Source organism: Gammaproteobacteria bacterium (assembly GCA_016712635.1).
In the GTDB taxonomy this organism is placed as follows: domain Bacteria; phylum Pseudomonadota; class Gammaproteobacteria; order SZUA-140; family SZUA-140; genus JADJWH01.
The window spans coordinates 396,073-407,848 of sequence record JADJQS010000006.1 but is presented as its reverse complement, the minus strand read 5'-3'; the positions used below and the strand labels follow the sequence as shown (position 1 = coordinate 407,848).

At 61.8% G+C, this 11,776-nt stretch carries 9 protein-coding genes and 1 tRNA gene; 2 read left to right on the top strand and 8 right to left on the bottom strand.

The window, feature by feature from the left end; translation table 11 throughout:
* Positions 1-33: 33 nt before the first annotated feature.
* On the bottom strand, positions 34-930 hold the full coding sequence (locus tag IPK65_08790; protein MBK8163224.1) for a DmsE family decaheme c-type cytochrome: 897 nt from the start codon (positions 928-930) through the stop codon (positions 34-36).
* A gap of 312 nt (positions 931-1,242) precedes the next feature.
* A complete protein-coding gene (locus IPK65_08785; protein ID MBK8163223.1) occupies positions 1,243-2,784 on the bottom strand; it encodes a GGDEF domain-containing protein in 1,542 nt (513 codons plus the stop codon).
* A gap of 656 nt (positions 2,785-3,440) precedes the next feature.
* Here IPK65_08785 and IPK65_08780 point away from each other — a divergent pair.
* Positions 3,441-4,895 carry an aminotransferase class V-fold PLP-dependent enzyme gene (locus IPK65_08780; protein ID MBK8163222.1) on the top strand — a complete coding sequence of 485 codons (1,455 nt, stop codon included), beginning with the start codon at positions 3,441-3,443 and terminating at the stop codon, positions 4,893-4,895.
* Here the strand turns inward: IPK65_08780 and IPK65_08775 are convergent.
* Positions 4,884-5,492, bottom strand: coding sequence for an SEC-C domain-containing protein (locus IPK65_08775; protein MBK8163221.1), 609 nt, complete (start codon positions 5,490-5,492; stop codon positions 4,884-4,886). The two genes, IPK65_08780 and IPK65_08775, sit on opposite strands and share 12 nt — an antisense overlap.
* Positions 5,493-5,747: 255 nt before the next feature.
* Between IPK65_08775 and IPK65_08770 the strand changes: the two genes are divergently transcribed.
* Positions 5,748-6,803 carry a porin gene (locus IPK65_08770; protein MBK8163220.1) on the top strand — a complete coding sequence of 352 codons (1,056 nt, stop codon included), beginning with the start codon at positions 5,748-5,750 and terminating at the stop codon, positions 6,801-6,803.
* 733 nt (positions 6,804-7,536) lie between these two features.
* On the opposite strand, the gene IPK65_08765 is transcribed toward IPK65_08770, so the two are convergent.
* From IPK65_08765 to pheS, 5 genes are all read right to left on the bottom strand, one after another.
* Positions 7,537-7,613, bottom strand: a tRNA-Pro gene (locus IPK65_08765).
* Between the two features lie 73 nt (positions 7,614-7,686).
* Positions 7,687-8,043, bottom strand: coding sequence for a MerR family transcriptional regulator (locus IPK65_08760; GenBank protein ID MBK8163219.1), 357 nt, complete (start codon positions 8,041-8,043; stop codon positions 7,687-7,689).
* On the bottom strand, positions 8,021-8,323 hold the full coding sequence (locus tag IPK65_08755; protein ID MBK8163218.1) for an integration host factor subunit alpha: 303 nt from the start codon (positions 8,321-8,323) through the stop codon (positions 8,021-8,023). The genes IPK65_08760 and IPK65_08755 overlap by 23 nt, the downstream gene beginning before the upstream one ends.
* Before the next feature lie 2 nt (positions 8,324-8,325).
* Complete coding sequence (gene pheT, locus IPK65_08750; protein ID MBK8163217.1) at positions 8,326-10,740, bottom strand: phenylalanine--tRNA ligase subunit beta; 2,415 nt, start codon at positions 10,738-10,740, stop codon at positions 8,326-8,328.
* Positions 10,741-10,742: 2 nt separating this feature from the next.
* Positions 10,743-11,759 carry a phenylalanine--tRNA ligase subunit alpha gene (pheS, locus tag IPK65_08745; protein MBK8163216.1) on the bottom strand — a complete coding sequence of 339 codons (1,017 nt, stop codon included), beginning with the start codon at positions 11,757-11,759 and terminating at the stop codon, positions 10,743-10,745.
* Between the last annotated feature and the right edge of the window lie 17 nt (positions 11,760-11,776).

Genomic DNA, 11,776 nt, shown 5'->3' with positions numbered 1-11,776 from the left:
ACTCATACCCGTGTTTTATCTGATCATGTCTGTTCAACGCTGGAATCTCGCACCGGCCGGATGATTCGATCCGTGTATCCTCGAATGGCAATTGGTGCAGGCCTTGCCGCGCAACTGCCGGACGGCCGGATTTTCCAGGTCGGATCCTTCATACAGTGTCCCCACATGCCCGCTCACCGAATGGCATTCCTGGCACAGATAGGGCAGGCGTTTTTTCAGCAGGCGTGGATTGTTGGAGCCATGCGGATCATGGCAGTTGGCGCAATCCTCCCGCACGGGCGGATGCTCGAAGATATTGGGGCCGCGTTTTTCCGCGTGACACTGGTAACAGGTTTCATTGACCGAGGCCGCCTTGAGAAGTCCGGGTCCTGGTCCGCCGTGCGGATTGTGGCAATTCATGCATGTGACCTTCCCTTCACGCAGCGGCATATGCGATGACCGCTGCATTTTCGCGCGCTGCGATTTATGGCAGTCGAGACAGATCTCCATGGTCGGCACGGGTGATGCGCCGTGAATCGTGTGACAGGAGGTACAGGAGATCCCCTGCATGTCATGCGTGCTTCCTCGCCAGTGCATGCGCTCGCCCCTCTCGTGGCAATCGAGACATACCCTGCTGGATTCGGCCGCGGTAACGGGATCCTTGAATGCGCGGATATGCAGCGGTCCGCTGTAATCGAGTTCTCCCACTACCTGGATATGCCTGGAACCGGCGCCGTGGCATGCCTCGCAGCCTCGCGCCTCCATCCCGTTGCGAGGATTGAGCGTGAAGATCTTTCCGTGCCGGCCGGCAAGGTAGCTGCGTTCCTGTCCCTTGTGGCAGACCCTGCATTCCTCGCCGCCGATGTACACCGCCGCTTCACCCTCCGCCCAGGCCCAGCCGCAGTAGAGGAAGAGCAGCAGCAGGAACAGCACGCCGCGCGGTCTCGCCATGGCCGGCGGCTTTTCGCGCCGCGAATCTCGCGACCAACCTGAGGTTTTCATGACCGATCCCTTGATCCTGTCGTTGTGGACACGGGTTCCGGCCTTTTACAGCAAGAAATCGGCCAAGTCAGAAACACCTGCCGAGAAAGCGGGCAGGCGACCAGACTTTTGCCGCCATGGGATGATAAATCTAAATTAACAACAGATAGTTATTGAACCACGGGGATGGCAGGTCAAAGCCAGAAAGCGCGCATGGAAACCGGGACAAGGCTGTCACACTTGCAGGAGACAGAAGGCGTCGGCACATCGACGCCGGGGCGGTCAGGCTGGATCCTGTGAAAAGAAGAACGCCTGATTGCGGCCACTGCGCTTGGCGCTGTACAGGGCCTGATCGGCAGCCTTGAGTACATCCTCGAGACTGGTGAATTCATGCTTCTCGCCGTGCGTCGCCGCGCCGATCGACGCCGTCACCACGATGTCGCGCCCCTCGATCAGGTGGTGTGTCCCGCGGAAGGCCGCGAGCAGCCGATTACCGGTCATCTCGGCGCCGTCATGGCCCGCGCCCGGAAGCACGACGATGAATTCTTCGCCGCCGTAACGGGCGACGATATCGCTGCCCCGCGTATTTTCCATGAGAATCCTCGCGGTATTCTTCAGGATCACGTCGCCGACCAGGTGCCCGTGTTCATCATTCACCCGCTTGAAATCGTCGAGGTCGATAAACATCACCGTAAACGGCCAGTTGTGCCTGCTGGCCATGCGGATCTCCTCCGCCAGGACCTGATTCAGATAGGCGCGGTTGTACAGCCCGGTTAGCGGGTCACGCCGATTCTCTTCCTCGAGCTTGCGGGTGCGGTCCTCGAGTACCTCCGCGGTCCTGGCCAGCGTCGTGGAGCGCTGCATCACGTTGATCTGGCGCAACAGGATCAGGTCACACGCCTCGTTGATGAGCGAATCCAGATAGACCTGGTCATCGATCCTGATCTCGAACAGATGCGCGATATCCTTCAACACCTCAGACGACGCGGCGAGGACATCGACGAAGGTCTCATGCTGCAATCCCAGAGTATCCTGTGCTTTCTGCATCACACCGCTGATGGAATCCTTCGAACCGCATCCGCTCAGGAGGTCGGCAATTTCGCTCGCGAGCGCCACCACGTCGATCTGCTGCCGGACTGATGTCGATTCGGTGAGCGCGGCAGCGGGCTCATGACTGGCCGCGATCACGATCTGGAGTTTTTCCGGGAAGTTCCATCGCTGCAGCAGCCAGGCACCGACTTCCGCGTGATCCAGGCCCAGTACCGTGTTCTCGTGATCTATCACGCGGGCATGACCTGCCCGCATGTCGCATTGCTGATACAGCTCTGGCATCGACCTGTCGAGCGCGAGCATCCCGATGTCCTGCAGCAGGCCACACAGAAACAGGTCCTCTTTGTTATGCACCTGCACCCGTTCGCCGATTACCTGTGCGCAGGTGGCCGCGGCCAGGGAACGGCGCCAGAAATGATCATAATCGAGACGGCGGTCGCCCTTGTCCTTCACTCTGTTCACCACGGAGAAACTCAGCGCGAGCGTGATCGTTCCCTCCACGCCGAACAGCGTGATCGCCTGACGCAGGTTCTCCGTCTTGCGATGTCGGGCGTAAAGCGGTGAATTCGCCATGCGCAGCAGTTTTGCCGTAAGTGCCGGGTCCAGGCTGATCACCTTGGCGACGTCGCCAAGGGAAACTTCGGGATCCTGGCCCAGTTCCAGGATGCGTACCGCGACGCCGACCGGGCTGGGGAGATCTGTGCATTGTCCCAGGCGCGCGAGCAGGACCTTGTTGTCCAGCGGGAGGTTCGTTTTGTGAGTCGAGGTCGGCACTTCCTGTCTTCCTTCCGAGCAGCGCCCGTCTTACAGGTCAGATATTCGCCGATAAATCGGTGAATCAACCATCGCACCCATGATCACCTGGTCACAGCGACATCAGATAATCATATTAATATTCAATTAAATTATTCACCATTTAACCCGTGGAGCCGCGCCGCACCCACCCGCATGCAGAGGCACCTCGCCCCACTCGCGCCAGTGGACACTGCCTCTTTAACATCGGTAAACCGCTGAAAAGCCTGAGCGCGTGCAGATCCACCAAACCGGGCGGAGAATTCCTCAGGCAGAACTTCAACCAGACGATCCGGCACAACGGCTTTAATAACGTCGCCTGCTGCTAGTAAACCTCTCACACAGAAGGTAAAAACCGTGGATCCGCCATCCTGCGCAACCTCATCATACGAGATCAAAAATTCCGGCCAATATCACACCTGCGACAAGCCCGGCCATATGCCTCCACGCGCCCGGTTGCCGATCTCCGCACGCTTCATCCGGCCGTACCCGCTTACCCCCGAACACAGATATCGACACCCCCCTTCCCACATGGTTTAAATTTAGTCTAAACTGATCCTCAACGGCCGGAAATGGCCGGCGTCATGTTCCGGGGCTGACACCAGCATATAAGAACAGATAAGAACCGCTGCCTAGAGATGACTTCCCAAAGCGTGCAAGCGCTGCATCTTCAACACCCCGGGTTCAGGGCGTTCATCGAGCGTTACCCGCAGTACCGGTACACCAGTGCGCTGGATCAGATCAGGCTGCGCGAGTTCAGTCGACTCGATGAACAGGGCGAGGTCTATCTTGACTACACCGGCGCCTGCCCCTACCCGGCCACGCTGATCGAGCAGCATCGGGAAATATTGCTGCGCGGCGTCTTCGGCAATACCCACTCCGCCCATCACGCGGCATCGGCATCGACCGCGCTGCAACTGCGCGCGCGCGACGATGTACTGCGCTACTTCAACGCCGATCCGGAAGAATACGCCGTCATCTTCACCGCAAACGCAAGCGGCGCCCTGAGACTGATCGGCGAGAGTTACCCGTTTGACGAGAACGCGGAATTTCTCCTGACCGCGGACAATCACAATTCCGTGAATGGAATCCGCGAGTACGCCCACCGCCGCGGCGCGAAGGTGCGATATATCCCCAGCATGCCCGGAACCCTGCGGGTGGACGACATCGTCCCGCGCCTCGCCGCGTCGCAGGCGCGCGGAAACGGATTGCTGGCCTACCCCGCTCAATCCAATTTCTCGGGTGTACAGCACCCGCTGGAGTGGATCGACGCCGCGCACACCGCCGGTTACGACGTCCTGCTCGACGCCGCGGCATTCGTGCCGACCAACCGGCTGGATCTTGCGCGCACCCACCCCGATTTCGTCGCATTGTCGTTTTACAAGATGTTTGGTTACCCGACCGGCATCGGCGCTCTGATCGCGCGGCACTCCGCCTTGCGCAGGCTCGTCCGCCCCTCCTTCAGTGGAGGAACGGTGAAAATCGTTTCGACACTGCTCCGCTCCCATGCGCTGCACGAAGATGAGAGCGCCTTCGAGGATGGCACGGTGAATTACCTGGGATTCCCCGCCGTCAGCACAGGACTGAACTTTCTCGCATCCGCCGGCATCGAGACCATACACCGCCGGGTTGCCATGCTGGCGGACTACCTCCTCGAAACGCTACGCCTCCTGCGCCACTCCAACGGCCGCCCTGCGATCGAGATCTACGGTGATGCGAATCCCTCGTCGCGGGGTGGCACCGTCGCATTCAACATGCGCGACCCCTCGGGCGCATACGTGAACTACGCGGAGGTGGAGCGCCAGGCCGCCAGAGACGGAATCGCACTCCGTTCCGGCTGTTTCTGCAACCCCGGCGCCGGTGAGGCCGCGCTGTCCCACACCGTGACCCTCATCGAGGAGTGCCTGCGCCGCTCGGGCCCGGAACTGGATCTTGCCGGCTACCGCGCCTGCCTGGACCGTTCCGGAAAAACGATGGGCGCGGTGCGCGCATCGCTGGGGATGGCGAGCAACTTTTCCGACGTCTACCGCCTAAGCGAATTTCTCGGCGGGATGCTCGACCGCTCCGCCGCGGATATCGCCTTACAGAAATAATCTCTCGCCGCGCGCCGCTTTCGCGGCGACCTCGCGCTGAAAGGGCAACGGTCCGAACCCGAACCAGCGGCCTTCCTGCTGGTACAGGAACGGCCTCATGGTGCGGACGGAATACTCCTCGTACCACGACAGCATGCGGCGATCCGGATCCTTGCCCGCCGACACCAGCACGTCCACCGGTCGTCCGGCCCAGCTGGATCGCCCCGCCAGCACGATGACGCCGCATTCGCTCGGCTGCATCCATTCCGGCAGCTCGCTCCCGGCCTCGGCCCAGCCGCAGAAGAATACACGGCATGGGTCCTGGGGCCGGCTTGCATGGATGGTGCAATGATTCCCCGAGCTGTAGGGGCAGGGACGATTCAGATCGATTTCGTTGCCCAGCACCCGCGTGCGTACCCAGCCGGCACAGCACAGTGCGCATTCGCCGCAGGGACGCGGCTCGATCTCCGACGGGATGATGCGTACGGCAGGCCTTGGAGCATACTGTTCCGCACTGCCCGCTCGCTCGTCTCTTGCGGCGACCGCCTGCCCGTGGCACTTCTTGAACTTGCGCCCGCTGCCGCAGGGGCAGGCGTCGTTACGCCGCGGCGCTTTCACGTCCGGATACTCCGCATGACATCACATCAACCCTTCGTGTTGTCGTTGTATTAATACTACATAAGTATTAGATCACTGAGTTTGTTCATAAAATAATGTTGCATCCAGAAAAATCCTGATATATTCGTCGCGGCACACAGATTGACGAAGTCTAATTTTAGGTGGAGTCCAAGTTTATTCATGGTCTAGCTTTACAGCAAATCCAAGTCTGCTCCTACTCAAAACATAACTAACTTTGCCAGGAGGACCATCACCATGAACAAGAAACTTCTCGCACTGGCCGTGGCATCCGCTGTGGCCCCACTATACGCCCATGCCGCCGGCAGTTTGAACATCTACGGCGGAGTCGGCATGGCCGTGGAATCGATTGACACCGACGTGCAAAGCGCACTTGGCGTCAACAGCAATCATTCGGCGCTCGGCTTTGAAGGCAGCATGGGGCTGAGCAACGGCATGGATGCCGTGTTCCATTACGATACATTCGTGAACCTGGACGGCGGCGGCGACACGCTGTTCGACGGCGGCCGCGACGGATGGGCGGGATTGCGCGGCGGCTTCGGCACGGTAGCGCTCGGATTCCAGGGCCGGCCATGGAAGACACTGTCGCACGCGCTCGATCCCTTCGAAGGCACGATCGCCGACTACAGCTCGGTCATGGGCAATGCCGGCAACGGGTCGACGTACTTCGACGGCGGGATCGGACATGCGATCATCTGGTTCGGACCGGATATGGACGGCCTGAGCTGGCACGTACAGTACGGCGCCGAAGAGGTCGAAGACGGCGCCAACAACATGGGCGGCCAGATCCATTACAGCAACGATATGTATTTCGTCGGCGCATCGTTTGACGCGAACGACGGCGGCAGCGGCGGAACCGACGAAGAAGCCATGAAGCTCGTCGGCAGCATCAATCTGGACGGCGGCTTCACTGTCACCGGCGCCTTCGAGTCCATCTCGGGGGCCGGCTTCGTCGACGGTGCTGACCGCGACGCCTTCTGGCTGGCAGGCTCCTATCGGGCCGGCGACACCCGCTTCAGCCTCGCCTTCGCCACCGCCGATGAACTCGACACGGTGGACGACAGCGGCGCCAGCCAGGTCTCTCTGGGCGTTTTCCACAATCTGGCGGAGAGCACCACCGTATACGCCATCTTCACTGACATCTCCAACGACGATGGCGGCAGCTACCGCTTCGTGTCGGCGCCCCACACCTCATCCTTCGATTCCGACCTTTACACCGGCGGCACCGCGGGCGAGGACAGCAGCGCCATCGCGCTCGGCATCAAGTACAACTTCTCCGCCGACATCATGTGATCCCTCCTGGCACCTCCAGGAATGGTCAGCGGGCACCCGGAAGGGTGCCCGTTTTTTTTGCTCACCGATTACAGAGCGCACGGCCAGGCATTGATGTGGATCCCGCCACATCATGGGTGGCGGTTTCCTTCCGGCAAGGACGGATGCCAGGAGACGGGATTGGCGGCGCGATCTTAACGCTGGCATCCCGACACCGGTTGGTGATATATATTAGCGCTGCAGTCAGGAATTATTGGCGAGGCGCGAAGCCCGTGCGCCGGAGCGGACTGCTTGTTCTTGCGACAATGCATGAATCTAAATATTTAATTATTTGTTTTATTTGACTAATCTAATCATAGATCGGGGGAATAACATGAACGCGCCTTTTCTAATGTTTGCCGCTACCGGCGGTATCCTCATCCTGTCCTTTGTCATCACCGGTTCCCTCTAGCGGAAGCCGAACTATAACGATCGTACGACCACCGCTGCGGATCCGTGGCGGGTAATTGCACCAGGCACTGAAATCGATCCCGTCCCTTGGGGCGGGATCGGTATTAATGCCCCCATCCCTGCAAGCTCCAGCCGGATCGGTAGACCGCATGGCAGCCGATTGCATCGAACAGTAATCTGGATTGGTCGAGGAGAGACAGTAACCGCTACCGTTCGTCCCCGTGGACGAACGCAGCGCGGCGAACGCCCGCAGGGCCGGGAATCCGATCGCCCCGCAGGCGGAGGTGTGTCAACGATGCTGAATTGGTCGGGGCGAGAGGATTTGAACCTCCGACCACTACCACCCCAAGGTAGTGCGCTACCAGGCTGCGCTACGCCCCGAATGAATTTAAAGAGTGAGTATCAAGGGTGAAAAACTGTGCAATGAATGCGCCTGCTCCGCGTGCAGTATGGATCAGGCCTTCATCACTTTCAGGAGATCCTCTAGTTCCTGCCGGATCTGACGCACCACCTGCCGGCTGCGGCTGGTATCCGTCCTGGTCTCCTTGCCGGACAGCTGCTGGCGCGCGCCGCCGATCGTGAATCCCTGCTGGTAGAGAAGTTCACGGATCTGGCGCACGACCATGACGTCCTGACGCTGATAATAACGGCGGTTGCCCGCACGCTTGACCGGCGCCAGCTGGGGAAATTCCTGCTCCCAATAGCGCAGCACGTGCGGCTTCACACCGCACAGATCACTGACCTCGCCGATGGTGAAATACCGTTTGCCGGGTATCGGAGGCAGTTCGTTATTGCCGCTGGGTTCCAGCATGGGCTTCGACTCTTGCTTTTAGTTTTTGCCCGGGATGAAACGATACGACGCGACGCGCGGTGATCGGTATTTCCTCCCCCGTCTTCGGGTTGCGTCCCGGACGTTCGTTCTTCTTGCGCAGATTGAAGTTGCCGAATCCGGACAGTTTGACCTGCTGCCCCTCTTCCAGTGCGGCACGCACCTCTTCGAAGAACATCTCCACCAGATCCTTGGCTTCCCGCTTGTTGAGTCCGAATTCCTCGAACAGCCGCTCCGCCATATCAGCCTTTGTCAGCGCCATAATCACTCTCTCAATGTTGCCTGAAATTTGAGATGCAGTTGCTTGAGCACGCCTTCAATCAAGGCGTCAACTTCGACATCGGTAAGAGTGCGCGAAAAATCCTGCAAGGTCAAGCCCAGCGCAACACTTTTCTTCCCGGAATCAACACCTTTGCCACGATAGATATCAAACAGGTGCAAACCTTGCAACAGCGTGCCGGCCGCCTCCCGGACGCAGGCCTCAAGCGCGGCGGCGGCCACCCCCTCGTCGACGATGACGGCGAGATCGCGCCGGACCGCAGGAAACTTCGACAGCTCGGTGAATTCGGGAACCGCCGGCGATTCAATGCGATCCAGATTCAGCTCGAATACAAAGACCGTCTGCTCGACGCCCAGGCTGGCGGCCGCCTGCGGATGGAGGGCGCCCAGCCAGCCGATTTCCCCGCCATGTGAATCAAGGATGCGCGCCGATTGCCCCGGGTGCAGGGCGGGATGCACCGCGGCCTCGAAGGTATGACCGCGCCCCCTGCAGAGATCGTTCAACAGCGCCACGACGTCTGCCTTGACGTCGTAAAAATCAAGCTCCCGCGCCGGCACGCCCCACTGCTCCGGATAGGCGGCGCCGGTGGCGATGCCGGAAAATACGCCTTCTTCCTTGATCGCGCCCAGGGATGCGCCGGGCTTCCCGCCCCGCTGCAGCGTACCGATGAATCTGCGTCCATACTCGAACAGGCGCACACGCGATTGCTGGCGCTTCAGATTGTAGAGGCACGCCCGGACCAGGCCGGGCCAGAGGCTGGTGCGCATGACGGCAATGTCCGCGGCGAGCGGATTGGCCAGCGGCAAGGCTGCATTCACCGGGTCGAGCAGACGCTGTGTTTCAGCATCGACGAAGCTGTAGGTGATGGCTTCCTGATACCCGATATCGGCAAGCAGGTGGCGCGCGCGGCGGACACGCTCCACGTGCGCATCGCGTGCTCCGATCTCCAGCCGCGTACTCGGGCGGCTCGCCGGCAGCTTGTCATAACCGTGCACGCGCGCGAGCTCCTCGATAAGATCGGCCTCGATGGCGATATCAAACCGAAACGAGGGCGGCAGGACCTCCCAGGCTGCATTCCCGTCGGCACGCACGCGCATGCCGAGCCGCGTGAGGATCTGCTCGACCTCTGTACCGGCGAGAGGATAGCCGAGCAGTCGCTTGAGCCGGTCCGCGCGCAGGCGGATCGGCGGCCGACCCGGCAAGGAGTCCGGATTGACCGCCTCCACCACCGGTCCGGCCACGCCACCGGCGATATCGAGGATCAGCCGCGTGGCGCGCTCCATTGCACGCGCCTGCAGCTCCGGGTCGACGCCGCGCTCGAAGCGGTGCGAGGAATCGGTGTGCAGGCCGAGGCGGCGCGCCTTGCCGGCGATCGCACCCGGGGAGAAGAAGGCGCACTCCAGCAGGATCGCATTCGTCTCCGCGCCCACCGCACTGTCCGCGCCGCCGATGATCCCCGCCAGGGCCAGCACGCGCCGCCGGTCTGCGATCACCAGCATGTCGCTGTTCAGCGTAAAGGTCTGGCCGTCGAGCGCGGTAAAGGTTTCCCCCTCCCCGGCACGGCGCACGCATATGCCGCCGTCAACGCGGGCAAGATCGAAGGCGTGCATCGGCTGACCCAGCTCCAGCAGCAGAAAATTCGTGACGTCCACCACGGGACCCAGGCTGCGCAATCCGCTGCGGCGCAGGCGTTCTCTCAGCCACAGGGGTGTCTCGGCCGCTGGATCGATACCGCGGATCACCCGCCCCAGGTAACGCGGACAGGCCCTGGAATCCGATACCTCGATCGCCAGCGCGTCGTCGACCGCAGGCGGCACCGCGGGATAGCGCACCGCCGCCATATCGATGCGGTTCAGCGCGGCGATCTCGCGCGCCACGCCGGCCACCCCGAGGCAGTCGCTGCGATTGGGCGTCAGCGACAGCTCGAGCGACACGTCGTCCAGCGCAAGCAGCGTGCGCACGTCCGTGCCGGGGGCGGCGTCCGGCGGCAAGGGCAGAAGTCCTTCGGCGTTTTCGGCCAGCCCGAGCTCCCTGGCCGAACAGAGCATCCCGTGCGATTCCACGCCGCGCAGCTTCGCGCGCGTGATCGCCAGACCTCCCGGCAGCCGGGCACCGACCAGCGCCGTCGGTACGTGCATGCCCGCGGCGACGTTGGCGGCGCCGCACACGATGGTCAGGGCCTCGCCCGAACCGACATCGACACGGCAGACGCGCAGCCGGTCGGCCTGCGGGTGCGGTTCGACGGTCTGGACCAGGCCGACGACGACGCCGCTGAATGCCGGCGCGACGGGTTCGACGGCTTCCACCTCGAGCCCGGACATGGTCAACTGCGCCACCAGGGCCTTGGTATCAAGCGGCGGATCGACCCACTCGCGCAACCAGTGTTCGCTGAATTTCATGGTCAGTTGAACTGTCGCAGGAATCGCAGATCGTTTTCGAAGAACAGGCGCAGGTCGTTCACCCCGTATCTCAGCATGGCCATGCGCTCGACCCCCAGGCCGAAGGCAAATCCCGTATAGCGTTCGCTGTCGACGCCGACGTTGGCGAACACCTGCGGATGGATCATGCCGCAGCCCATCACCTCCAGCCAGCCGGTCTGCTTGCACACCCGGCAGCCCTTGCCGCCGCAGATCACGCAGGCGATATCCACTTCCGCAGACGGCTCCGTGAAAGGGAAATACGACGGCCGGAACCGAACCGCCGCGTCGCGCTCGAAGAACGCGCGCAGGAAATCGGTCAGCGCGCCCTTGAGGTCGGCGAAACTCACGTCCTCATCGACCATGAAGCCTTCCACCTGGTGGAACATCGGCGTGTGCGTCACGTCGGAATCGCAGCGGTAGACGCGTCCGGGCGCGATGACGCGCAGCGGCGGGGTGCGTTCGCGCATCACGCGGATCTGGACCGGCGAGGTGTGCGTCCGCAACAGCGTATGCGCGTCGAAGTAAAAGGTGTCATGCATTGCGCGCGCGGGATGGTCGGCGGGAATGTTGAGCGCCTCGAAGTTGTGGAAGTCGTCTTCGATCTCCGGTCCGCGGGCGACCTCGTAACCGGCCTGGGCGAACAGCCCTTCGATGCGGTCCATGGTCATCGCCACGGGATGCAGGCCGCCCGCCGCCTGCCCGCGGCCGGGCAGCGTGACGTCGAGGGATTCGCGGCTCAAGCGCTCGTGCAGCGCGGCGCTGTCGAGTTCGCGCGCGCGCGCCTCGATGGCCTGCTGCAGTTCCTGCTTCGCCTGGTTGACGACAAGCCCCGCCGCGGGCCGCTCCGCGTCGGACAGCGTCTTAAGCTGTTTGAGGAACTCCGTGATGCGGCCGTTTTTCCCGAGATACTGCACGCGCGCCTGGTCCAGCGCCTTCAGGTCGGCCGCCCCGGCGATCAGCTCGCGCGCCTGCGCGACTATCGTATCCAGCTCGTGCACACTGTCATTCCTTGCCA